A 25,763-nucleotide genomic window follows, 5' to 3' on the forward strand; every position below is an offset into this window, starting at 1 on the left:
AATTCTCCTCTCCTTTATTTATCCTAGATGACATGCTAGCTATTATGTATACATACACTATTTAAAACCATTTAATTTCCCTTATTTTAACACAAAAAACCAATCTGTAAGCGTCCCTACAGATTGGTTTGAAAATTAGCGAAAGCTAAAATTATTTTTGGATAGAAGCAACTACGCCAGCGCCTACAGTACGGCCACCCTCACGGATAGAGAATTTAGTACCTTCTTCAAGAGCGATTGGAGCGATAAGTTCAACTGTCATTTCGATGTTATCACCAGGCATTACCATTTCAACGCCTTCTGGTAAGTTACAGATACCTGTTACGTCAGTTGTACGGAAGTAGAACTGAGGACGGTAGTTAGAGAAGAATGGAGTATGACGGCCACCCTCTTCTTTTGATAAAACGTAAACTTCAGCTTTGAAGTTAGTGTGTGGAGTAATTGAACCTGGTTTAGCTAATACTTGACCACGTTGGATTTCTTCACGAGCAACACCACGTAGTAAAGCACCGATGTTGTCACCAGCTTCAGCATAGTCTAATAATTTACGGAACATTTCTACACCAGTTACAGTAGTAGATTTTGCTTCCTCAGCGATACCGATGATTTCAACTACGTCACCAACTTTAACTTGACCACGTTCAACACGGCCAGTTGCAACTGTACCACGACCAGTGATAGAGAATACGTCCTCTACTGGCATCATGAATGGTTTGTCAGTTTGACGTTCTGGAGTTGGGATGTAAGAATCTACAGCGTCCATTAATTCAACGATTTTTTCTTCCCATTCTGGTTCACCTTCAAGAGCTTTAAGAGCAGAACCTTTAATTACAGGAATATCGTCACCTGGGAAGTCATATTCAGATAGTAGATCACGGATTTCCATTTCTACTAATTCTAATAATTCTTCGTCATCAACCATATCACATTTGTTCATGAATACTACTAAGTATGGAACACCTACTTGACGAGATAAAAGGATGTGCTCACGAGTTTGTGGCATTGGGCCATCAGCAGCAGATACTACTAAGATACCGCCGTCCATTTGTGCAGCACCAGTGATCATGTTTTTAACATAGTCAGCGTGTCCTGGGCAGTCAACGTGTGCATAGTGACGAGTTTCTGTTTCATATTCTACGTGAGAAGTGTTGATTGTGATACCACGCTCTTTTTCTTCTGGAGCGTTATCGATGTCAGCGTATGATTTAGCTGTACCACCCATTTTTTTAGAAAGAACTGTAGCGATTGCAGCAGTTAAAGTAGTTTTACCATGGTCAACGTGTCCGATTGTACCAATGTTAGCATGCGTTTTAGAACGGTCAAATTTTTCTTTAGCCATTAGAGATTGCCTCCTCAAAATTATATGTTTTATTTTTGAAATTTATAGAATGAATGCCGACAGAGAACGGGCCCATCCCCTATCCTGCAATCATAGCTTACAAATTAGTTATACTTTATGCAAGATGAAAATTCAATTATTCACCTTTATTTTTTTTGATGATTTCAGCAGCAATTGATTTTGGTACTTCTTCATAATGATCGAATGTCATTGAGAATACACCACGACCTTGTGTTGCAGAACGAAGTGTTGTTGCATAACCAAACATTTCTGCTAAAGGAACCATTGCACGAACAACTTGTGAGTTACCACGAGCATCCATACCCTCAACGCGTCCGCGACGAGAAGTAATGTTACCCATAATATCGCCAAGGTATTCTTCTGGAATTACAACTTCTACTTTCATCATTGGTTCTAAGATAACAGCGTCACATAGTTTCGAAGCTTCTTTAAGAGCCATAGATGCAGCAATTTTGAACGCCATCTCATTCGAGTCAACGTCATGGTAAGAACCGAATACTAATTTCGCTTTAATGTCGATTAGAGGGTAACCAGCTACTACACCGCGGTCAAGAGAGTCACGAAGACCTGCTTCAACTGCAGGGATGTATTCACGAGGTATTACACCACCAACGATAGCGTTTTCGAATTCAAATCCTTTACCTTCTTCATTTGGAGAGAACTCAATCGTTACGTCTCCGTATTGTCCACGACCACCAGATTGGCGAGTGAATTTACCTTGAACTTTTGCAGAGCTACGGAATGTTTCACGGTAAGATACCATTGGAGCACCTACGTTAGCTTCTACTTTAAATTCACGGCGCATACGGTCAACTAAGATATCAAGGTGAAGTTCACCCATACCTGAGATGATTGTTTGTCCAGTTTCTGTGTCAGTATGAGCACGGAAAGTTGGATCCTCTTCTTGAAGTTTTTGTAAAGCTTGACCCATTTTATCTTGGTCAGCTTTTGATTTTGGTTCTACAGAAAGAGAAATTACTGGCTCAGGGAACTCCATTGATTCAAGAATAACTAGGTTCTTCTCGTCACAAAGAGTATCACCAGTAGTAGTGTCTTTAAGACCTACTGCTGCTGCGATGTCCCCAGCAAATACTTTTGAAATCTCTTCACGAGAGTTAGCGTGCATTTGTAGGATACGACCTACACGCTCACGTTTACCTTTAGAAGAGTTTTGCACGTATGAACCTGAATCTAATGTTCCAGAGTACACACGGAAGAAAGTTAATTTACCTACGAATGGGTCAGTCATAACTTTGAATGCAAGAGCTGAGAATGGCTCTTCATCAGAAGATTTACGTTCTAACTCTTCGTCACCATCTACTGAAGTACCTTTGATTGCTGGTACATCAACTGGAGATGGTAAGTAATCGATAACAGCATTTAACATTGGACGTACGCCTTTGTGTTTGAATGCTGTACCACAGATTACTGGGTAGAATTCTACTGCGATTGTAGCACGACGGATTGCCGCTTTAAGTTCCGCAACAGTAATTTCTTCGCCTTCTAAATATTTTTCCATGATTTCTTCATCAACACTTGCAACAGCATCGATTAGTTTTTCACGGTATTCTTCAGCTTGTTCGCGGTATTCTTCAGGAATTTCTCCTTCAGTTACTGCTGTACCTTTTTCGTCGCCATAGAAAGTAGCTTTCATCTCAACTAGGTCGATGATTGCAGAGAACTGATCTTCAGCTCCGATAGGTAATTGGATAGGGTGAGCGTTTGCTTGTAAACGGTCATGTAGAGTTCCTACAGAATATAAGAAATCTGCTCCTGTTTTATCCATTTTATTAATGAATACAATACGTGGAACACCATAAGTTGTAGCTTGACGCCATACAGTTTCAGTTTGAGGCTCAACACCAGATTGAGCATCTAGTACTGTAACAGCACCGTCAAGTACGCGTAATGAACGTTCAACTTCTACAGTGAAGTCTACGTGTCCAGGAGTATCAATGATGTTTACACGGTGGCCTGCCCATTGGGCTGTTGTTGCAGCAGAAGTGATTGTAATACCACGTTCTTGCTCTTGCTCCATCCAGTCCATTTGAGAAGCGCCTTCATGAGTTTCACCGATTTTGTGAATCTTACCAGTGTAATAAAGGATACGCTCAGTTGTTGTTGTTTTACCAGCATCAATGTGAGCCATGATCCCAATATTACGAGTATTCTCAAGTGAGAATTCGCGTTTCATAGGAAATTTCTCCTTCCATATTGGGGTAAAGACTGTATAAGAGACCTTGTGTTAGCCTGTTAGCTAACACATAGGCTAAATTACCAACGGTAGTGAGCGAATGCTTTGTTCGCTTCTGCCATTTTGTGCATGTCTTCACGTTTCTTAACTGATGCACCAGTGTTGTTAGAAGCATCAAGAATTTCGTTAGCTAAACGTTCTTCCATAGTTTTTTCACCACGAAGACGAGAGTAGTTAACTAGGTAACGAAGACCTAAAGTTGTACGACGTTCTGGACGTACTTCAACCGGTACTTGGTAGTTAGAACCACCAACACGGCGAGCGCGAACTTCAAGAACTGGCATTACGTTATTTAGAGCAGCTTCGAATACTTCAATTGGATTTTCACCTGAACGTTCTTTAACAAGTTCGAACGCACCGTATAAAATCTTTTGAGAAGTACCTCTTTTACCATCAACCATCATTTTATTGATTAAACGAGTTACTAGTTTTGAACTATAAATTGGATCTGGTAACACGTCACGTTTGGAAACAGGACCTTTACGAGGCATGTGTTTTCCTCCTTTCGAATAGTTATCGATTATTTTATAAAGTTGACCTTATCGTATTTGTCGATCAAATATCAAATCTGCTAGCAAGATTCGATATTTGTGACAATTAGTATGAGGCTCAGTATTAAATAGCGTTATCTAACGTTAAATTATTTTTTTTCTTTAGGGCGTTTTGTTCCGTATTTAGAACGTGATTGTAAACGACCGTTTACACCAGCTGTATCAAGAGCTCCACGTACGATATGGTAACGAACACCCGCTAAGTCTTTTACGCGTCCGCCACGGATAAGAACAACACTGTGCTCTTGTAAGTTGTGGCCTTCACCTGGGATATAAGCTGTAACCTCAATTTGGTTAGTTAAACGTACACGAGCGTATTTACGTAACGCTGAGTTCGGTTTACGAGGTGTCATTGTACCAACACGAGTACAAACACCGCGTTTTTGTGGTGATTTAACATCAGTTAAAGATTTTTTAAATGAGTTATATCCTTTGTTTAACGCTGGTGATTTTGATTTCGTGATTTTAGATTGACGAGGCTTACGTACTAATTGGTTAATTGTAGGCATCGATATTTCCTCCCTTCATTTATTCCTTGTTAATACCACACATCCAGGTGGTTCATTTTTTGGGTAAAAACAAAGTCTTTGTGTTTAATACACAAAAACTACTCTACAGTAATTGCAACTACCGCAGCTCCAACATGGATTCCACAGGCCTTGCCCAGTTCCTTTTTTGACTCAACAAGAATAACTGGTATACCGATTTCTCTCGCGAAAGATATGGCCGAATCGGTTACCCAATTGTCTGCATCAAGTGCCACAAGAAGTTCTTTCACTGAACCGGCTTGCATTGCTTTTACTGCTTGCTTTGTACCTATGATTGTTTGACTAGCCCTTACTCTATCATAAGACATTTTCATATCCTCCGAAGTACAGACAGTTAACTATCAACCTTCAATATATTATCATTACTCATTTACACTGTCAACTAATATCTTTAAAAAGTCCGAAGAGACGGTGGAATTCCATCTCTTCGGTCCTATTTTAATGTCTATTCAGCAGAAACGCCTTCTGTGTCAAGCTCATCTTTTTCGATGCGGATTTGACGGTAACGTTGCATACCAGTACCTGCCGGAACAAGTTTACCGATAATTACGTTCTCTTTTAATCCAAGAAGCTCATCACGTTTACCCTTAATTGCTGCATCTGTTAATACACGTGTTGTTTCTTGGAACGATGCTGCAGATAAGAATGATTCTGTTTCAAGAGAAGCTTTTGTAATACCCAGGATAACAGGACGACAAGTTGCAGGATTTTTGCCACTCATGACAGCATCTGCGTTTGCCTCTGCAAATTGGTGGATATCTAGTAATGAACCTGGTAATAAATCTGTATCTCCAGCTTCAATTACACGTACTTTACGAAGCATTTGGCGGACCATTACCTCGATATGTTTATCACCAATTTCTACCCCTTGCATACGGTATACTTTTTGAACTTCTTTTAATAAATATTCTTGAACAGTTGAAACGTCTTTGACTTTTAACAATTGTTTTGGATCGATAGAACCCTCTGTTAAAACTTGACCACGTTCTACATTATCACCTTCGATAACTTTTAAACGTGCATTATAAGGTGCTTGATATTTACGAGTTTCTACGTCACCTTGAATAGTGATTTCTTTTAAGCCTTCACGAATTTCTGTGATATCTGAAACAGTACCTTCGATTTCTGAAATAACAGATTGACCTTTTGGATTACGTGCTTCAAAGATCTCTTGGATACGTGGAAGACCTTGTGTAATATCATCTCCGGCAACCCCACCTGTATGGAATGTACGCATTGTTAATTGTGTACCTGGTTCACCAATTGATTGAGCCGCAATAATACCAACTGCTTCCCCAACTTCAACCTTTTCACCTGTTGCCAAGTTCATGCCGTAACATTTTTTACATACGCCATGTTTTGTATTACATGTAAATGCTGAGCGGATTGTCACTTCTTCAATACCAGTCTCGATAATTACACGAGCGATATCTTGGTCGATTAAACCGTCTTTTGCAAGAATAACTTCACCAGTTTCAGGGTGGAAGATTGTTTTCTTCGTATGACGACCAACAATACGCTCATCTAGAGCCTCGATTAGTTCTGTGCCTTCCATTAATGCACCAATCGTTAAGCCACGGTCAGTACCACAGTCATCTTCACGGACAATAACATCCTGTGCAACGTCAACAAGACGACGCGTTAAGTAACCTGAATCGGCAGTTTTTAGGGCTGTATCGGCAAGACCTTTACGAGCACCGTGAGTTGAGATGAAGTACTCTAATACTGTTAAACCTTCACGGAATGAAGATTTGATTGGAAGTTCGATGATACGACCAGCCGGGTTGGCCATCAGACCACGCATACCAGCTAACTGAGTAAAGTTAGATGCGTTACCACGGGCACCTGAATCAGACATCATGAAAATTGGGTTTGTTTTCTCAAGTGACTTCATCAGTTTCGCTTGAATTTCATCTTTTGCAGCACTCCAGCTTGAGATTACACGATCATAGCGCTCATCCTCTGTAATGAAACCACGACGGAATTGTGCTTGAACCTTATCTACTTTCTCTTGAGCTTCTGCTAAAATTTCACCTTTATCAGGTAATACCACGATATCAGATACACCTACAGTAATACCCGCACGTGTTGAATATTTGAAACCTAGGTTTTTCATACGGTCAAGCATTTTAGATGTTTCAGTAATGTGGAAACGTTTAAATACTTCAGCAATGATATTTCCTAGGAATTTCTTACGGAATGGATTTACAACAGGGACTGATGCAAAGTATTTGCGCAATACAGCTGTACGTTGTGCATCAATTTTCCCTTTTTCATCTAAGTTATTATAAGCACTATCTGATTCAAGCTCTTTTAGTGTTTCTTCATCAATTGTTAACTTAGCGAAGTATTTTTCAGGTGTTACTTGCTCTAAGTTGAAATCAGTTGGCTCATTAATATAAGGGAATGATTTTGGCAAGATTTCATTAAAGATTACTTTACCAACAGTTGTTAATAAGAACATATTATTTTGTTCTTCCGTGAATGTTGGATTATTTAATGAACTTGCTTTAATCGCGATACGTGTATGCAAGTGTACATGACCTGTATCATATGCAATTAAAACTTCGTTTGGACCATAGAAAACAGTACCCTCACCGCGTGCGTCTTCACGTTCAAGAGTTAAGTAGTAGTTTCCTAATACCATATCTTGAGAAGGTGTAACAACAGGTTTACCGTCTTTTGGATTCAGGATGTTTTGTGCAGCAAGCATTAGAAGACGAGCTTCTGCTTGAGCTTCTGCTGATAATGGTACGTGAACCGCCATTTGGTCACCATCGAAGTCAGCGTTGTAGGCTGTACATACTAATGGGTGAAGACGGATAGCACGACCTTCAACTAGTGTTGGTTCAAATGCTTGAATACCAAGACGGTGAAGCGTTGGTGCACGGTTTAATAATACTGGGTGCTCACGGATAACATCTTCTAAAACGTCCCATACGTCGTTGTTTAAACGTTCGATTTTACGTTTAGCAGATTTAATGTTATGAGCAAGACCACGTTCTACTAATTCTTTCATAACGAATGGCTTAAATAACTCGATAGCCATTTCTTTTGGTAAACCACATTGGTACATTTTTAAGTTTGGACCTACTACGATAACGGAACGACCAGAATAGTCAACACGTTTACCAAGTAGATTTTGACGGAAACGACCTTGTTTACCTTTCAACATATGTGAAAGTGATTTTAATGGTCGGTTACCAGGACCTGTTACAGGACGTCCGCGACGACCATTATCGATTAATGCATCAACAGCTTCTTGTAACATACGTTTTTCGTTTTGTACGATGATGCTTGGAGCACCTAAATCTAATAAACGTTTTAAACGGTTATTACGATTAATTACACGACGGTATAAATCGTTTAAATCTGAAGTCGCGAAACGACCACCATCTAATTGCACCATTGGACGAAGCTCTGGTGGAATAACAGGTAGCACATCCAGAATCATCCATTCAGGTGAGTTTCCAGAGTTACGGAAAGATTCAACAACTTCTAGACGTTTAATGGCACGAGTACGTCTTTGACCTTGAGCAGACTTTAACTCTTCTTTTAAAGATTGTGTTTCATCTTCTAGGTCAATTTTGCCTAATAATTTTTTGATTGCTTCTGCACCCATTGATGCTTCGAATGTGTTTCCGAATTTTTCACGGTATGCACGGTATTCTTTTTCAGAAAGTAATTGTTTACTTTCTAAATTAGTAGCACCTGCATCAATCACAACGTATGAAGCGAAATAAATAACTTCTTCAAGGGCACGAGGTGACATATCTAAAATTAGACCCATACGGCTAGGAATACCTTTGAAGTACCAGATATGAGAAACTGGTGCTGCTAATTCGATATGTCCCATACGTTCACGACGAACTTTAGCGCGTGTTACTTCAACACCACAGCGGTCACAAACGACGCCTTTATAGCGTACACGTTTATATTTACCACAATGACATTCCCAATCCTTAGTTGGACCAAAGATACGTTCACAGAATAAACCATCTTTTTCTGGTTTTAATGTACGGTAGTTAATTGTTTCAGGCTTTTTAACCTCACCATATGACCAAGAACGAATCTTGTCAGGGGATGCTAAACCGATTTTCATATATTCAAATTCATTAACGTCTATCAAGGAGCCTACCTCCCTCTAGTATAGGTCTTTATAAAGACTCTTTTACGCAGCTCGATAATCGCTTGCAAAGAATTGTTTCTTTGGCAAAGGATTAGAAATAGAATGATTTATTAAAAGAAAAAGCCAGGCAGGGCGTTAAATCCTGCCCGGCTAATTTGAAAAATAAGTTTGACCTTATTCACGATTGTGAATTTGGGTTTCCATTATTCAAAAGACTCTACTGGCTCTTCTTCTGTATCTGGCTGTGGTGCAATGTTAAGTGCATCAGCTGGTTGAAGATCTTCTTCTTCGTCTAAATCGCGAAGCTCTACTTCTTCATCATTAACTGTTAACATCTTAACATCCATACCAAGAGATTGAAGTTCTTTAATCAATACTTTGAATGACTCAGGAACACCTGGCTCTGGTACACTTTCACCTTTAACAATGGCTTCATATGTTTTCACACGACCAACAACGTCATCGGATTTAACCGTTAGGATTTCTTGAAGTGTATATGCAGCACCGTATGCTTCAAGTGCCCATACTTCCATCTCACCAAAACGTTGTCCACCAAATTGCGCTTTACCACCAAGTGGTTGTTGCGTAACAAGTGAGTAAGGGCCAGTTGAACGCGCGTGAAGTTTATCATCAACCATGTGAGCAAGTTTGATCATGTACATGATCCCAACAGATACACGGTTATCAAATGGTTCACCAGAACGTCCATCATACAGGATTGTTTTACCGTCACGGTTCATCCCTGCTTCTTCCATTGTTTCCCAAACGTCTTCTTCATTAGCTCCATCAAATACTGGTGTTGCCATATGAACGCCTAGGTAGCGAGAAGCCATACCTAAGTGTAACTCTAAAACTTGTCCGATATTCATACGAGAAGGTACACCAAGTGGATTTAACATGATATCAACAGGCGTGCCATCTGGCATGAACGGCATATCTTCTTCCGGTAAGATACGAGAGATAACCCCTTTGTTACCATGACGTCCGGCCATTTTGTCCCCAACACGTATTTTACGTTTTTGAACAATGTAAGCACGAACTAATTGGTTAACACCTGGTGGTAATTCATCGCCATCTTCACGGTTAAATACTTTCACATCAAGAATGATACCGCCAGCACCATGTGGTACACGTAATGATGTATCACGAACCTCACGAGCCTTTTCACCGAAGATTGCATGTAATAAACGCTCTTCAGCAGTTAATTCTGTAACCCCTTTAGGTGTTACTTTCCCTACAAGAATATCACCGTCACGTACTTCCGCACCAATGCGGATGATTCCACGTTCGTCTAGGTTACGAAGTGCATCTTCCCCAACGTTAGGAATATCACGAGTGATTTCTTCAGGCCCAAGCTTTGTATCACGAGACTCTGATTCATATTCTTCAATATGAACAGATGTATAGACATCGTCTTTTACAAGGCGCTCACTCATAATAACAGCATCCTCATAGTTAAAACCGTTCCAAGTCATGAATGCAACCAATACGTTACGTCCAAGAGCTAGTTCGCCTTTTTCCATTGATGGACCATCTGCTAATATATCACGAGGCTTCACACGTTCGCCAACTTTTACAAGTGGACGTTGGTTATATGAAGTACCTTGGTTTGAACGAATGAACTTTTGTAATTTATATTTTGTTAAATCGCCTTTAACCTCTTTGCCGTCTACAACTTCAATGCGGCGAACATGGATAGAACGAGCTTCAACATGCTCAACAATACCATCATACTTCGCTACTACAGCTGCACCTGAATCACGCGCATCAACATGTTCCATACCAGTACCAACGAATGGTGCTTCTGGGTTAAGAAGTGGAACTGCTTGACGTTGCATGTTGGCACCCATAAGTGCACGGTTCGAGTCATCGTTTTCTAAGAACGGGATACATGCAGTCGCTGCAGAGACTACTTGTTTAGGCGATACATCCATGTAGTCCATTTGCGCTTTATTGAATACAGTGTTATCCCCACGGAAACGACCTACAACTTCATCATTAGCAAAAGTACCATCTGGATTTAACGATGAATTTGCTTGTGCTACATAGTAGTTATCTTCTTCATCAGCTGTTAAATAATCAATTTGTTCAGTTACTCGACCTGTTTCGTGGTCAATACGACGATAAGGTGTCTCAATGAAACCAAATTTATTTACTTTGGCAAATGAAGATAATGAGTTGATTAAACCAATGTTTGGACCCTCTGGTGTCTCGATTGGACACATACGACCATAGTGAGAGTAGTGAACGTCACGTACTTCGAAACCAGCACGTTCACGCGTTAAACCACCAGGACCTAATGCAGATAAACGACGTTTATGCGTTAACTCTGCTAATGGGTTTGTTTGGTCCATGAATTGTGATAATTGAGAGCTTCCGAAAAACTCTTTAATTGACGCAATCACTGGACGGATATTGATTAATTGTTGTGGTACGATTGCAGCTGTGTCGTTAATTGACATACGCTCACGTACTACACGTTCCATACGAGACAAACCAATACGGAATTGGTTTTGTAGTAACTCACCAACAGAACGTAGGCGACGGTTACCTAAATGGTCAATATCATCTGTTGCTCCTACTTGGTAAAGTAAGTTGAAGAAATAACTTACTGAAGATAAAACATCAGCAGGAGTAATATTCTTCACTTCTTCATCAATGTACGCATTACCAATGATATTAATTTCTTTTTGCGCTTCATCTTTTGGAGCATAAATCTTAATAGATTGGATGGTTACATCATCTTCAAGCACTCCACCGACTTGTGATAAAGTGCGGTAACCAATACCTTTTGATGAATCTTCTAGGTAAGGTAGGATTTTATCTAAAGTACGACGATCTAGTACAGTACCTTTTTCTACTAAAATTTCGCCTGTTTCTGGATCTACAAGCGTTTCAGCAATCGTTTGATTGAATAAACGATTTTTAATGTGAAGCTTTTTATTCATTTTGTAGCGACCAACATTCGCTAAATCATAACGTTTTGCATCGAAGAAACGAGAGTATAATAAACTTTTCGCACTTTCTACTGTTGGTGGCTCACCTGGACGTAAACGTTCGTAGATTTCTAAAAGTGCTTTTTCTGTACTTTCAGAGTTATCTTTTTCTAACGTATTACGTAAATACTCGTTATCACCGATAATATCGATAATTTCTTGGTCTGAACCGAAACCTAACGCACGTAGTAACACTGTTACTGGTAGCTTACGAGTACGATCAATTCGCACATAAACTACGTCTTTGGCATCAGTTTCATACTCTAGCCAAGCACCGCGGTTCGGAATTACTGTAGCTCCAAAACCTTTTTTACCGTTTTTATCAGTTTTATCATGGAAATACACACTTGGTGAACGAACTAATTGTGAAACGATAACACGTTCAGCACCGTTGATAATGAACGTACCTGTTTCTGTCATTAACGGGAAATCACCCATGAAGACATCTTGTTCTTTCACTTCGTCTGTTTCTTTGTTGTAAAGACGTACTTTCACACGTAATGGAGCTGCGTAAGTAACATCTCGCTCTTTACATTCATCAACATCATATTTAGGATCACCTAATGAATAATCGATGAATTCTAATGAAAGATTACCTGTAAAGTCCTCGATCGGCGAAATGTCACGGAACATTTCACGTAAACCTTCTTCAAGGAACCACTCGTAAGACGCCGTTTGAATCTCAATCAGATTTGGAAGCTCAAGCACCTCTTTAATACGCGCAAAGCTTCTACGCTGGCGGTGTTGTCCGTACTGAACTAGTTGACCTGTCAACTCATTCACCCCTCAATAAAGCGATATTAGGTCTTTGCAAATTCATACAAATAGTGTATGATTTCGAAAGACAAAAAGAAAACGAGTCTTCAAAAAGATCTCATTTTCGGTTAACTAAACTTATCTTGGCAAGTATACCCATATTAAAACATTTCTATACAAAAAGGGCATACGACCTCAAAATAATATTTTTGCATTGTATCATATTATCATAGCCGATTTGTCAAGTCAATAAATTATACATATTTCATTTATTTTTTTGCGCGTACTATCCAGTACCCTTTTTTCTTTTCTACAATATCGACTTCTGAAAACTTTTCTTCCAAGTAACTTACTGTCGATGGCGCTCCTTGTTTCTTCTGAATGACTATCCAAAGCTCACCCGAAGACACTAGCCGATCGTAAGCTCCATCGTAAAAGCGGAAAATCGTTTCCTTCCCCGCACGAATTGGTGGATTCGTTAAGATAGCTGCTGCTTCTACATCTTTATCAACCATCGATAGGCCGTCACTCACAAATATTCGCACATTTTGAACACCGTTCACTTGCGCATTTTTTTGCGAAAGCGCAACTGCACGTTCATTTATATCCATCATAAAAACGGTACGATCTGGATTAGTTTTGGCAATCGATAACCCTATCGGCCCATATCCACAACCTACATCAAAAATCGCACCATCAATATCAGGCATTTGAAAAGCGTCTATTAAAACACGGGATCCAAAATCTACTTCGCTTTTACTAAATACACCTGCATCCGTTTCAAATGAAAACGTATGCCCTAGTAACTTGAATGTCCAGTGACGTGGTTTACTTTCAGTTTGAGGCTTACTTGTATAATAGTGATCTGACATTTTCACGCCTCCTCAGAATGAAGAAAAAAGCTCGCCAAAATGACGAGCTTTCCTTTTGTTAAAAAGTAACGCGAGATTACTTAACTTCTACAGATGCGCCAACTTCTTCAAGTTTAACTTTGATTGCTTCAGCTTCATCTTTAGAAACGCCTTCTTTAAGAGCTTTAGGAGCGTTATCTACTACTTCTTTAGCTTCTTTAAGACCTAAACCAGTGATTTCACGAACCACTTTGATTACTTTGATTTTTTCTGCACCAGCAGATGCTAATACTACGTCAAATTCTGTTTTTTCTTCAGCTGCAGCAGCACCGCCAGCAACTACTGCTACTGGAGCAGCAGCTGTTACACCGAATTCTTCTTCGATAGCTTTTACTAAATCGTTTAATTCAAGAACTGTCATAGCTTTGATAGCTTCTAAGATTTGCTCTTTATTCATTATAATTTCCTCCTAATTGGATAATGTTTTATTTTTTGCGGTCATGCCGCAGAAGTTTTAGTGCGTATTAAATTACGCGCCTTGTTCTTCTTTTTGTTCTGCAACAGCTTTTGTTGCAAGTGCGAAGTTACGCACTGGAGCTTGAAGTACAGATAAAAGCATAGAAAGTAGACCTTCGCGTGATGGAAGTTCTGCAAGTGCTTTAACATCTTCAACAGAAGAGATAGTACCTTCAATAATACCCGCTTTAATTTCTAAAGCTTCGTTTTTCTTAGCGAACTCATTGATGATTTTAGCAGGAGCTACAACATCTTCATTTGAGAACGCAATTGCGTTAGGACCAACTAATACTTCGTTGATTCCTTCAAGGCCAGCAGCTTCAGCAGCACGACGAGTTAAAGTGTTTTTGTAAACTTTGAACTCAACGCCAGCTTCACGAAGTTGTTTACGAAGCTCAGTTACTTGTGCAACATTAAGACCACGGTAATCCACAACTACTACAGAAGCAGCGCCTTGGAATTTTTCAGTAATCTCTTGAACTTGTACTTGTTTGTTTTCGATTGCTTTGCTCATGATGACACCTCCTATTAGAATGGGTCATTTATACCGACAAAAGAAAAGCCTCCGAGTCAAATAGACACAGAGGCTGAAAGTCATCATCTTTAAATAAGAATCTGAATTCCGATGTCCTCGGTAGGAACATTAAGTGACAAGTCACTCCTACTGTCTACGGTACAAATGGATAATTCACAACAGCAACTATATTATCACGTATAGCCACTATCGTCAATACATATATATAAATTATTTTACTACTACGTTAGAAGCGTCAACTTTAATAGCTGGACCCATTGTAGTTGTAATATTTACAGATTTCATGTAAGTACCTTTAGCTGCAGCAGGTTTTGCTTTTTGCACTACGTCAAAAACAGCTAAGAAGTTTTCTACTAATTTTTCTGCTGAGAAAGAAACTTTACCGATAGGAGCGTGGATAATACCAGCTTTATCAGCACGGTATTCTACTTTACCAGCTTTGATTTCTTCGATAGCTTTTGTTACATCAAAAGTAACTGTACCAGTTTTAGGGTTTGGCATTAAACCTTTAGGTCCTAATACACGACCAAGTTTACCAACTTCGCCCATCATGTCAGGAGTTGCTACGATTACATCAAAGTCAAACCAACCTTGTTGGATTTTTTGGATGTATTCTGCATCGCCTACATAGTCAGCACCAGCTGCTTCAGCTTCTTTAAGTTTTTCACCTTTTGCGAATACTAATACGCGTTGAGTTTTACCAGTACCGTTTGGTAGCACTACTGCACCACGGATTTGTTGGTCGTTTTTACGAGTATCAATACCTAAACGGAAAGCAACTTCTACAGTAGCGTCGAAGTTTACTGTGCTAGTTTTTTGAGCAAGTTCGATTGCTTCTTGTGCATTGTATAGTGAGTTACGATCAATTAACTTTACTGCATCTTGCAGTTTTTTACCTTTTTTAGCCATTATATATTTCCTCCTTGATTGTGGTTATAGCGGATTTTACCTCCCACGAATAAAGGTTGCGTGTTCACAAAGAAACTTCGCAACCTTCCAAAAAACAAAACATCAAGTAAATGGGATTAGTCTTCGATAACAATACCCATGCTTCGTGCAGTACCTTCAACCATTAACATAGCAGCTTCCACTGAAGCAGCGTTAAGGTCTGGCATTTTAGTTTCAGCGATTTCGCGAACTTTATCACGTTTAACCGTTGCCACTTTTTTACGGTTTGGTTCACCAGATCCAGATTGGATACCAGCTGCTACTTTAAGTAGAACTGCTGCAGGTGGAGTTTTTGTAATGAAAGTGAAAGAACGATCTTCGAATACTGAAATTTCAACTGGAATAATAAGACCAGCTTGATCAGCAGTACGCGCATTGAATTCTTTACAGAATCCCATGATGTTCACACCCGCTTGACCTAATGCAGGACCAACCGGTGGAGCTGGGTTAGCTTTACCAGCAGGGATTTGAAGTTTTACAACTTTAATAACTTTTTTAGCCACGAGACACACCTCCTTAAGTCCGTGATGTGGTAATTGGGTTGCCCCTCCCACTCAATATCTGTCTGTCAGCTAATTGCCGATAACATTAAAATTATCATTACAGACGTCAAACAAAAGTATGACAGTCTGACCTATGAAATGATACCACTTTTAATTTTTTTAAGCAAGTAGTAATTAACAAAATCTGCGAAACATCTACCAATCAGCATGTAACATTCTATTGTTAGAACTATAACTTTTGAACTTGTTCGAAATCTAGTTCCATAATTGTTTCGCGTCCAAACATATCAACCGTCACTTTTATTTTGCCTTTTTCTGTGTCAATTTCTTCAACACGCCCTTGGAAATGAGCAAACGGCCCTTCTAATACTTCCACTGCTTCACCAACAGTAATATCCACTTCTACAACTTTATCAGTCATACCCATTTGTTGCAGTAGACGATCCGCTTCTTCTGGTAATAAAGGTGTTGGTTTTGCTCCTCCACCAGACGAACCGATAAAGCCCGTAACACCAGGCGTATTTCGAACTACATACCAAGAGTCATCTGTCATGATTAACTCTACTAACACATAACCAGGGAAAACTTTACGCATCATTGTACGTTTTTTCCCATCTTTCATTTCTGTTTCTTCATGCTCAGGAACAATCACACGGAAGATTTTATCTTGCATTCCCATTGTTTCTACACGTTTCTCTAGGTTTGCTTTTACACGGTTTTCATACCCTGAATACGTATGAACAACATACCAATTTTTCTCCATAACTACTAGGACTTCTCGTCCGTCCCTCCCTTACAAATAAAAGTGAAAATGAATCGCGATAAGCTCAATGCATTTTTACTCTTTTCACAAACATCTCATTAGAAAAATATAGCTTTCGCTAATTGCTTGCGAAAGCTCGATGATATATACCGAAACTAGCATAGTCATCTATCGCTACTATCATACTCTCCTAGTAGTATTTATCATAATGAGGAGATTTACTGCTCTGCTCTTCACTCCACCCACTTCATCGATCCATTAGATGGCGTTTTCTGCTGAATGAAGATAAAACAAACGAAAAAACCCGTTATTGCAATGGACGGGCTATTTCAAAAATATGCTATTTACTAAATTATAAATCTAAGTACCAGCGGAATAATGATGAAATACCTAAGTCAACTAACACAAAAAATAAAGCCATAATGACAACAGTTGAAATTACAACGACTGTATATTTCGTCAGTTCTTTACTTTTCGGCCAGCTTGTTTTGCGCATTTCCGACATTACATCGCTGAAAAAGCCTTTGATCTTGCCCATTCTAGCTTAACCTCCGAATCAATCAAATCTGTCTATTTACATATCATTTTATAGCGTTTGTTTATGCATTGTATGTTCATTGCAATGCGAGCAAAATTTCTTTAATTCGAGACGTACAGTTGAGCCTTCTTTAGCTGGGAACGTGTAATTTCTCGAACCACATTTCTCGCAATTTAGCACGACTTTTTTTGCCATATAATCACCTTTTTCGGCACTTTGTCTTTTTAAGACTAACACCTATATTTGTCAATGTCAATAAAGGCCTATACGGACTAAGACATTTCCTCAAGCACTAAATGACGTTCTAATTTGCGCTTTACCCGCTGCAATGCATTATCAATAGATTTCACATGACGATTTAATTTAGCGGAAATTTCATGATAAGACTGACCGTCTAGATATAAGGCTAAAACTTGTAGCTCTAATTCACTTAAAATCTCACTCATCTTTTCTTCTAAATATCCAAACTCTTCTCTATGAATCATCAATTCTTCTGGATCATCCATAATAGCACCTGTTAGCACATCCATAAGCGTTCGGTCTGACTCTTCGTCGAATATAGGCTTGTCCAAAGAGATATAGGAATTTAGAGGTATATGCTTTTGCCTAGTTGCTGTTTTAATAGCCGTGATAATCTGCCTTGTAATACATAGCTCTGCAAAAGCCCTGAAAGATGCAAGCTTATCTCCTTTAAAATCACGAATCGCTTTATATAAGCCTATCATGCCTTCCTGCACAATGTCTTCCTTATCTGCTCCAATTAAGAAATAGGATCTTGCCTTCGCTCTTACTAACAAACGGTATTTCGTAATTAAATAATCCAACGCATCTGTATTACCTTGATGCACCATTTCAATAAGCTCTTCATCATTGAATCGTTCAAAATCTTGTGTCACTTGTACAATGCTATTTTTAAACATGGTATCACCTCAGCCACAACAGATAATTAGAATCAGTATAACGGAATTGGAAAATATGCGTCAATCAATCATTTCATCCCTCGTCGCCATTTTTCAAAGGCGAGCGCAACATCTGGCTTTAATTCTATACGAGAAGGTGGCTTACTTTCTTGTTTTCGCTTCACATCATGCGTAATTTTATGTTGGATAATACTTGTATCAATTTCTAGCTCTCTAGCCGATTTCCTTAGAGCACCATTCCCAAATATAACACTTTGCTCTGCCATATCAGAGGTTGCTACATGAATTTGTACATTTCTAGCCTTTAATTCATGCGTCATTTTTTCAATACGTTCATCTGCTGTTTCATTTTTTCGTGTATAAATGACTTCTACATCATTTTCTATATAAGATTGCTCTACTCCTGGTACAAGGTGTGCGTCAAAAACAATAATTACGCGCCAACCCATTGCCGCTTTATATTCAGCCATGAGTTCTATCAACCTTCTTCGCGCATCTTCAAAATTCGTATCACGCAATGGCCGCAGCTCTTTCCAAGATCCAATCATATTATAGCCATCAACAAGCAAAATGTTTTTCATTGTTATTCAATCGCTTCTTGACGTTTACGATACACTTCGTACATTAAAAGAGCCGCTGCTACTGATGCGTTCAGTGATGTGACATGCCCAACCATTGGTAGGTGATATAAAAAATCGCATTTTTCTTTTAATAAACGACCCATTCCCTTGCCCTCGCTACCAATAATGATGGCTAATGGTAATGTTGCATCCATCTTTCGATAATCTGCAGATCCCTTCGCATCTGTACCCGCAATCCATACACCGCGTTCTTTTAATTCATCGATTGTTTGAGCAAGATTGTTTACACGTACAACGGGAACATGTTCAATCGCACCTGTAGATGCCTTTGCCACTACTGCTGTTAAACTCACTGATCGACGCTTAGGAATAATTATACCATGTGCTCCTATAGCATCAGCCGTTCTCATAATAGACCCTAGATTATGAGGGTCCTCTAACTCATCTAGGATTAAGAAAAAGGGATCTTCCTGTTTATTAGCTGCTGCTGCAAATAAGTCCTCAAGTTCAGCATACTCATATGCGGCAACAGAAGCAACGATTCCTTGGTGATTGGCACTTGATAATTGATCAACTTTCTTTTTTGGGACAAATTGAACTATAACACCACGTTCTCGGGCTAAATCTAGCAGTTCATTGACACCCGATTTTTTTACTCCTTCTGCAATCCATACTTTATTCATATCGCGGCCTGAACGAAGTGCTTCTAACACTGGGTTTTTACCGGCAATAATTTCACCATTTTGTTCTGCCATTATTTAGACACTCCTTTTGATTCCTCGATTATTTGAATAGCATATGCAATGATTTCGTAGACGCGTTCTAGTTCATTTAATAAATATAAACTACCAAGCACCGCCTCAAAGCCTGAGCTATTACGATAGGTTTGGACATCAGTATTTTTTGGTACAGAGCCGGATTTGGCATTGCGTCCACGGCGGAACACAGCCAATTCCTCCTCTGTTAAATAATTTCCATCCATCATGCGATGAACGATCATAGATTGCGCTTTTGCTGATACGTAGCGAGTTGCCTCTCGATGAAGTGTATTAGGTTTAACACGACCAGAGCGTAACAAATATTCTCGGATTTTTTGTTCCAATACAGCATCACCCATATAGGCTAACGCCAGCGCATTTAATTGTTTAACATCTTCATTGCGAAGTTTATCCAACTTAATTACCCTCGTTTCCATCTAGTTCCTTGTCGTGTATCTTCTAAAATGATACCTTGGGCTTGCAAATGGTCACGGATCTCATCAGAACGAGCAAAATCACGATTTTTACGTGCCTCCACGCGCTCTTGTAGCAATGCTTCAATTTCTTCGTCTAATAGTTCTTCTTCTTTTGCGAATTCAATACCTAGGACGTCACCTAGTACTTCAAAAGTTTCAATAAAGGTTTCTAATACCTTCTTGCAAGTATTGGCTTCATTTAAGTAAATATTAGCAATACGAGCTATTTCAAATAATACAGAAATCGCATTGGCTGTATTAAAGTCATCATCCATTGCCTCTTCAAACTGTGCTTTTTGTTCCGCAATTTTGCTAAGCCATTCTTCTGAATGGTCACCTAAGCTTACTGTAGTCGTAAGGCGATGTTTCACGTTGTTGTAAGCTGTACGAATGCGCTCTAAACCTGCAGCAGCAGCTTCTACTAAATCCTTCGCAAAGTTAATTGGATGGCGATAATGGACAGATAACATAAAGAAACGTAGTATCTGCGGGTCAATTTGTTTACGAATATCATTCACAAGAATGAAATTCCCAAGAGATTTGGACATCTTTTCATTATCTATATTAATATACCCGTTATGCATCCAATAACGAGCAAATGTCTTATTATTGTGTGCTTCTGATTGGGCAATTTCATTTTCGTGATGTGGGAAAGTTAAATCTTGCCCACCAGCATGAATATCAATAGTATCTCCTAAATGTTCACGAGCCATTACAGAACACTCAATGTGCCAACCTGGACGGCCATCTCCCCATGGGCTTTCCCAGAAAATCTCACCTGGCTTAGCCGCTTTCCATAAAGCAAAATCTAATGCATCATCTTTTTTCTCGCCTGCTTCAATACGAGCACCGATTTTTAAATCGTCAACTGATTGATGTGATAATTTACCGTAGCCATCAAATTTACGAGTACGATAATACACATCTCCAGCAGACTCATAAGCATAGCCCTTATCAATTAACACTTGAATAAATTGAATGATATCGTCCATATGCTCTGTCACACGTGGATGAACATCTGCTTTTTTGCATCCTAGTGCCATAACATCTTCAAAATAGGCTGCAATAAAGCGCTCTGTTAATTCATGCACTTCTTCACCTAGCTCATTTGCTGCTTTAATAATTTTATCGTCTACATCCGTAAAATTGGAAACAAACTTTACATCATAGCCTTTATATTGAAAATAACGACGTACTGTATCATAAACAATTACAGGACGTGAGTTCCCAATATGGATATAGTTATAAACAGTTGGACCGCAGACATACATTTTCACCTTACCTTCTTCTAGCGGGACGAAGGTTTCTTTTTGTCTTGTTAATGAGTTAAAAATTTGAATACCCATTGTATTTCACTCTCCTTTTCTGATGAATAAAAAAGCGCCCCTATCACTCCTAAAAGGAATGACAGAGACGCTTGATTTGCGTGGTTCCACTCTGATTGAAGGAAAAATCCTTCCACTTTGGACATCCTTTAACGGGGACGACTCGATAAAGCCTACTATCGTTCAGCTTTATGCTCAAAGGTGCATTTCAGTTTTGCCTAGGCTCAGACCACTTTCAGCCGATGATGGTCCTCTCTTAAGAGCATGCGCTACTTACTTCTCCTTATCAACGCTTTTTCAATGTAAATACATTTTACAACGAAAGAATGAATTGTCAATAAATTTCTCTTTATTGCGCAAATTTTTCTACACGGTCAATTGCTTTCTCTTTACCAATTAAACAAATGGCGTTTGGCAACTCTGGTCCATGTGTTTCACCTGTTGTCACGACACGGATTGGCATAAACAGATTTTTACCTTTATGGCCAGTTGTCTTTTGTACAGCTTTAATCGCAGCTTTTACCGCATCCGGTGTGAACTCTTCTAGTTCCTCCAATTGCGCTTTAAACGCTGCCATTACTTCTGGTACTTGCTCTCCTGCTAAAACCTCTTTTGCTTCTTCATCATATTCAATATGCTCGTTAAAGAATAGGCTAGATAATTCGACAATTTCTGCACCAAAGCTCATTTGGTCATGATAAAGTGCAATTAAATCCGTCGCCCATGCATGTTGCTCTGCAGTAAGTTCTTCAGGTAATAAGCCTGCTTTTTGTAAGTGAGGTAAAGATAATGCGACCACTTCTTCTAAAGATAGTTTTTTAATATATTGATTATTCATCCATGTTAGTTTTTGCTTATCGAACATAGACGGTGATTTAGAAAGACGTTTTTCATCAAAGATTTTAATAAATTCTTCTTTTGAGAAAATCTCCTCTTCCCCTTCTGGAGACCAACCAAGTAATGCAAAGAAGTTGAACATTGCTTCAGGAAGATAGCCTAAATCCTTATATTGCGTAACAAATTGAATAATCGATTCATCACGCTTAGATAGCTTTTTACGGTTTTCGTTAATAATTAATGTCATATGACCAAAGCGTGGATATTCCCAACCAAATGCATCAAAGATCATCATTTGCTTTGGTGTATTCGATAAATGCTCTTCACCACGGAAAACGTGAGAGATTTCCATAAAGTGATCGTCTAAAACAACTGCATAGTTGTATGTTGGAATACCATTTGCTTTTACAAGTACCCAATCACCAATATCTTTAGACTCAAATGTAACTTGTCCACGAACTAAGTCCTCAAATTCATATGTTACATTTTCTGGAATGCGCATACGGATTGTATATGGCTCACCCGCCGCTTCTTTCGCTGCGACTTCATCTGCTGATAAGTGGCGGCATGTACCATCATAAGTTGGAGCTGCTACACCTCTTGCTTTTTGTTCTTCACGAGATGCTTCAAGTTTTTCAGAGGAACAGAAACACTTGTAGGCTACACCTTGCTCTAATAGTTTTTCAGCGTGCTCTTTATAAATATCAAGACGTTCCATTTGACGATAAGGCGCATAAGGTCCACCAATATCAATGGACTCATCATATTCAATACCTAACCATTTTAGGTTATCTAGCTGAGATGCTTCTCCGCCCTCTACATTACGTTCAATATCCGTATCTTCAATACGTACAATGAATTTACCGTTATGATGTTTTGCATATAAATAATTGAATAATGCTGTACGCGCTCCACCGATATGTAAAAAACCTGTTGGAGATGGCGCGTAACGAACGCGAACTTCTTTCGTCATAATTAAAAGCCTCCTAAATTTTCGATCAAAAAATTGACTTTGTTCATTTTACCACTCTGTTACAGGAAATAAAAGCGGAGTTCATCCACATTTATTTCTTAATCAAAAGAATCGTGGCCATTGCCGCTATACCTTCCTCGCGACCTGTAAAGCCTAATCGTTCGGTTGTTGTTGCCTTAACATTTACTTGTGAAGGCTCTGCGTGTAATAATTCAGCAATGCGCTGTTGCATCTGTCCAATATAGGGTGCCATTTTAGGACGTTGTGCCATAATGGTACAATCCACATTACCTAGAGCATAACCCTTATCCTCAACAATTTTCCAAATGTACTCTAATAATTTTGCTGAATCTGCGTCCTTAAATGCAGGGTCTGTATCTGGAAAATGACGGCCAATATCCCCTTCTCCAATTGCTCCTAGAGCTGCATCTGTGACAGTGTGTAAAAGAACATCCGCATCAGAATGTCCTACTAGTCCTTTTTCATGCGGAATTGTAATGCCACCAATAATTAATGGACGCCCTTCTTCAAATGCATGTACGTCAAAACCTTGTCCAATTCGAAACATATTCATCTTCCTTTAATTAATATTTATCATTATCATATCAAAGTTTACCAAAGGGTGTTTGAAAAGCGCTTTAATAATTATCCTCCTCTAGCAGTAATGGGCAGTTTAGAAAGCTATACTCCCTAGACTGCCCAACATTTTTTAAATATGATACTCTATATTTTTCATTTGACTGTTGCTAATATTCGGTGATGGCTGTGAATTGTAAACACGTGAATAAGGGGGAACAGAATGTGTTAGCCAAATATTACTCCCTAAGACGGAATCGTGCCCAATCGTCGTCTCGCCCCCTAAAATCGTAGCACCAGCATAAATGACAACATTGTCAGCAATATTCGGATGACGCTTAATGCCCTTAATCGGATTACCGTTTTCATCTAACGGGAAGCTTAGTGCACCTAATGTTACACCTTGATAAATTTTAACATTCTTTCCAATAGTACAAGTTTCACCGATGACGACCCCTGTTCCGTGGTCAATAAAGAATGATTCTCCTATGGTAGCCCCCGGATGAATATCGATACCCGTTAATCGATGTGCGTATTCTGACATAATACGAGGTACAATTTGTACGCCCATCTCATATAGCTCATGTGCGATTCGGTGAATATAAACAGCCACAATAGATGGATAGCTTAGCAAAATTTCCTCTGTGGAAAGAGCAGCTGGGTCACCATTATATGCCGCTTGAATATCTGTTTGTAACACTTGACGAATGGCAGGAAACCGATTAATCAAATTCATAACAATTTTGTCTGCTTGTTCACGGCAATACTTCTCGCAATTGGCAGGATCACTGTCCTCCATATTATAAAACAATACTTTTTCGATAATATCCCGTAAATCTAATGCTGTTTCTCGCAGCTTATTACTGCAAACTACGTTCACTCTTGTTTCATCAATAGGTCTTTTTGTATAAATGCCAGGAAACAGCACCTCATGGAAATTATCTATTATTTTTATAACCCGATCCCGTCCATCAAAGCCTATTGAGTTGTCAACGTCGATGTACTGTTTATTTATACTTGTTAATGAACCTGTAATTTCGGGAACCTTTTGATTTAACCATTCATTTAATGACACAATAAACACCCCTCACATCTTTTTCATCTATTCTATTACCTTATTAAACATATATCCACTATTTCATTACACGTAAGACGATCACATGGATAAAACCCAATTTATTTAAGCCACTACCAACTTTTATCCACTTCCCACGCCTCCGTTTCTCATTCGACTATCCCTATATCATTATCGTACTTATATGAATTGACATATTTCGAAACAAAGAGGTAATTTTACGAATCACAACATATAAAAAGACTATTCATCCTTAACACTTTCGAATGAATAGCCTATATAAATAATATTTCTTAAAGATTGAATGATTCACGCTTACGCAAGATTGCCTCACCAAATACTAGATCTTCTTGTGTCGTCATTTTTACATTTTCATAACTACTTTCTACGATGTGTACTTGGTGTCCAAGACGCTCCATTAGCATCGCCTCATCTGTCCCAAGAAAACCTACTTTTTCAGCTACGTCCTCCGCTTCCATAATTAACTCAAAGCGGAATGCTTGTGGTGTTTGCACCATCCATAGGCTTTCGCGATCAACCGTTTCCTCAATAATGCCATTCGTTGATACTTTTTTCATCGTGTCTTTCGCACGAACCCCTGCAATGGCTGCACCGTGATCATGCGCGTTCTGTACAAGCTTTGCAATGATATCATGCGTAATAAACGGACGTGCTGCATCATGGACAAGCACAATATCTACCTGTTGCATCTCTTTCATGCATGAATGAACTGAATGCTGACGCTCAGCCCCCCCATCAGGTAAACCCTTCACTTTCGTAATCTCAAACTGCTCTAGCAGCTTTTGAATATATGCACGTTCTTCTGGTTTAACGGCAAGCCAAATACCTGTGCAGGAGGGATCTTGTTGAAACACTTCTAGCGTGTGTATCAGAATAGGTTTCTCCAAAAGTTTTAAAAATAATTTATTTTGCCCTGCACCCATACGCTTCCCACTTCCTGCTGCAGGTAGAACTACTTCATATTGCATTTTCC

General features: G+C 39.1%; 24 protein-coding genes and 2 other annotated features. All 24 genes read right to left on the bottom strand.

The features are described 5' to 3' along the window. Window positions 1-151: 151 nt before the first annotated feature. Window positions 152-1,339, bottom strand: coding sequence for an elongation factor Tu (gene tuf / locus MHB40_RS24510; RefSeq protein WP_004233614.1), 1,188 nt, complete (start codon window positions 1,337-1,339; stop codon window positions 152-154). A gap of 136 nt (window positions 1,340-1,475) precedes the next feature. Then, window positions 1,476-3,554, bottom strand: coding sequence for an elongation factor G (gene fusA, locus MHB40_RS24515; protein WP_205446165.1), 2,079 nt, complete (start codon window positions 3,552-3,554; stop codon window positions 1,476-1,478). 80 nt (window positions 3,555-3,634) lie between these two features. Further along, the gene (rpsG, locus tag MHB40_RS24520; RefSeq protein ID WP_155593039.1) at window positions 3,635-4,105 is read right to left on the bottom strand and encodes a 30S ribosomal protein S7; all 471 of its coding nucleotides are present in this window, start codon (window positions 4,103-4,105) and stop codon (window positions 3,635-3,637) included. A gap of 149 nt (window positions 4,106-4,254) precedes the next feature. Beyond that, window positions 4,255-4,674 carry a 30S ribosomal protein S12 gene (gene rpsL, locus MHB40_RS24525; RefSeq protein ID WP_010860613.1) on the bottom strand — a complete coding sequence of 140 codons (420 nt, stop codon included), beginning with the start codon at window positions 4,672-4,674 and terminating at the stop codon, window positions 4,255-4,257. 98 nt (window positions 4,675-4,772) lie between these two features. Continuing rightward, the gene (locus MHB40_RS24530; RefSeq protein ID WP_205446166.1) at window positions 4,773-5,021 is read right to left on the bottom strand and encodes a ribosomal L7Ae/L30e/S12e/Gadd45 family protein; all 249 of its coding nucleotides are present in this window, start codon (window positions 5,019-5,021) and stop codon (window positions 4,773-4,775) included. 137 nt (window positions 5,022-5,158) lie between these two features. Further along, on the bottom strand, window positions 5,159-8,842 hold the full coding sequence (gene rpoC, locus MHB40_RS24535) for a DNA-directed RNA polymerase subunit beta' (protein WP_205446167.1): 3,684 nt from the start codon (window positions 8,840-8,842) through the stop codon (window positions 5,159-5,161). A gap of 203 nt (window positions 8,843-9,045) precedes the next feature. After that, complete coding sequence (gene rpoB / locus MHB40_RS24540; protein WP_205446168.1) at window positions 9,046-12,621, bottom strand: DNA-directed RNA polymerase subunit beta; 3,576 nt, start codon at window positions 12,619-12,621, stop codon at window positions 9,046-9,048. Between the two features lie 242 nt (window positions 12,622-12,863). Then, window positions 12,864-13,466, bottom strand: a complete 603-nt coding sequence (locus tag MHB40_RS24545; RefSeq protein ID WP_205446169.1) for a class I SAM-dependent methyltransferase — start codon at window positions 13,464-13,466, stop codon at window positions 12,864-12,866. A 76-nt stretch (window positions 13,467-13,542) separates the two neighbouring features. Next, on the bottom strand, window positions 13,543-13,902 hold the full coding sequence (gene rplL, locus MHB40_RS24550; RefSeq protein WP_205446170.1) for a 50S ribosomal protein L7/L12: 360 nt from the start codon (window positions 13,900-13,902) through the stop codon (window positions 13,543-13,545). 72 nt (window positions 13,903-13,974) lie between these two features. Continuing rightward, entirely contained in the window at window positions 13,975-14,475 is a 501-nt protein-coding gene (rplJ, locus tag MHB40_RS24555) for a 50S ribosomal protein L10 (protein ID WP_103119000.1), read from the bottom strand. A gap of 32 nt (window positions 14,476-14,507) precedes the next feature. Continuing rightward, window positions 14,508-14,653, bottom strand: a sequence feature (ribosomal protein L10 leader region). Window positions 14,654-14,706: 53 nt separating this feature from the next. Beyond that, window positions 14,707-15,405, bottom strand: a complete 699-nt coding sequence (gene rplA, locus MHB40_RS24560; RefSeq protein WP_205446171.1) for a 50S ribosomal protein L1 — start codon at window positions 15,403-15,405, stop codon at window positions 14,707-14,709. A gap of 116 nt (window positions 15,406-15,521) precedes the next feature. Continuing rightward, window positions 15,522-15,947, bottom strand: coding sequence for a 50S ribosomal protein L11 (rplK, locus tag MHB40_RS24565; RefSeq protein WP_004233593.1), 426 nt, complete (start codon window positions 15,945-15,947; stop codon window positions 15,522-15,524). A gap of 229 nt (window positions 15,948-16,176) precedes the next feature. Next, a complete protein-coding gene (nusG, locus tag MHB40_RS24570) occupies window positions 16,177-16,710 on the bottom strand; it encodes a transcription termination/antitermination protein NusG (protein WP_004233590.1) in 534 nt (177 codons plus the stop codon). A 352-nt stretch (window positions 16,711-17,062) separates the two neighbouring features. Further along, window positions 17,063-17,248, bottom strand: a complete 186-nt coding sequence (gene secE, locus MHB40_RS24575) for a preprotein translocase subunit SecE (protein WP_205446172.1) — start codon at window positions 17,246-17,248, stop codon at window positions 17,063-17,065. Between the two features lie 48 nt (window positions 17,249-17,296). Next, window positions 17,297-17,443, bottom strand: coding sequence for a 50S ribosomal protein L33 (gene rpmG / locus MHB40_RS24580; RefSeq protein ID WP_004233588.1), 147 nt, complete (start codon window positions 17,441-17,443; stop codon window positions 17,297-17,299). Between the two features lie 77 nt (window positions 17,444-17,520). Further along, on the bottom strand, window positions 17,521-18,168 hold the full coding sequence (sigH, locus tag MHB40_RS24585) for an RNA polymerase sporulation sigma factor SigH (RefSeq protein WP_004233587.1): 648 nt from the start codon (window positions 18,166-18,168) through the stop codon (window positions 17,521-17,523). Window positions 18,169-18,236: 68 nt separating this feature from the next. Next, complete coding sequence (locus MHB40_RS24590; protein ID WP_205446173.1) at window positions 18,237-18,749, bottom strand: NYN domain-containing protein; 513 nt, start codon at window positions 18,747-18,749, stop codon at window positions 18,237-18,239. Window positions 18,750-18,751: 2 nt separating this feature from the next. Next, the gene (rlmB, locus tag MHB40_RS24595; protein ID WP_342442028.1) at window positions 18,752-19,504 is read right to left on the bottom strand and encodes a 23S rRNA (guanosine(2251)-2'-O)-methyltransferase RlmB; all 753 of its coding nucleotides are present in this window, start codon (window positions 19,502-19,504) and stop codon (window positions 18,752-18,754) included. After that, window positions 19,504-19,923, bottom strand: a complete 420-nt coding sequence (locus tag MHB40_RS24600; protein ID WP_342442029.1) for a Mini-ribonuclease 3 — start codon at window positions 19,921-19,923, stop codon at window positions 19,504-19,506. The genes rlmB and MHB40_RS24600 overlap by 1 nt, the downstream gene beginning before the upstream one ends. Window positions 19,924-19,928: 5 nt before the next feature. Beyond that, entirely contained in the window at window positions 19,929-21,329 is a 1,401-nt protein-coding gene (cysS, locus tag MHB40_RS24605) for a cysteine--tRNA ligase (protein WP_342533604.1), read from the bottom strand. A 60-nt stretch (window positions 21,330-21,389) separates the two neighbouring features. Further along, window positions 21,390-21,607, bottom strand: a binding site (T-box leader). Between the two features lie 50 nt (window positions 21,608-21,657). After that, window positions 21,658-23,118 (bottom strand): glutamate--tRNA ligase, encoded by a 1,461-nt coding sequence (gene gltX, locus MHB40_RS24610; RefSeq protein WP_205446177.1) that lies wholly within the window; start codon window positions 23,116-23,118, stop codon window positions 21,658-21,660. Between the two features lie 91 nt (window positions 23,119-23,209). Next, window positions 23,210-23,686 carry a 2-C-methyl-D-erythritol 2,4-cyclodiphosphate synthase gene (ispF, locus tag MHB40_RS24615; protein WP_205446178.1) on the bottom strand — a complete coding sequence of 159 codons (477 nt, stop codon included), beginning with the start codon at window positions 23,684-23,686 and terminating at the stop codon, window positions 23,210-23,212. A gap of 141 nt (window positions 23,687-23,827) precedes the next feature. After that, entirely contained in the window at window positions 23,828-24,769 is a 942-nt protein-coding gene (epsC, locus tag MHB40_RS24620) for a serine O-acetyltransferase EpsC (RefSeq protein WP_342533605.1), read from the bottom strand. Window positions 24,770-25,062: 293 nt separating this feature from the next. After that, window positions 25,063-25,758, bottom strand: coding sequence for a 2-C-methyl-D-erythritol 4-phosphate cytidylyltransferase (gene ispD / locus MHB40_RS24625; protein WP_205446180.1), 696 nt, complete (start codon window positions 25,756-25,758; stop codon window positions 25,063-25,065). Between the last annotated feature and the right edge of the window lie 5 nt (window positions 25,759-25,763).

Origin of the sequence: Lysinibacillus sp. FSL K6-0057 (genome assembly GCF_038630885.1) — a bacterium.
GTDB lineage: Bacteria > Bacillota > Bacilli > Bacillales_A > Planococcaceae > Lysinibacillus > Lysinibacillus fusiformis_F.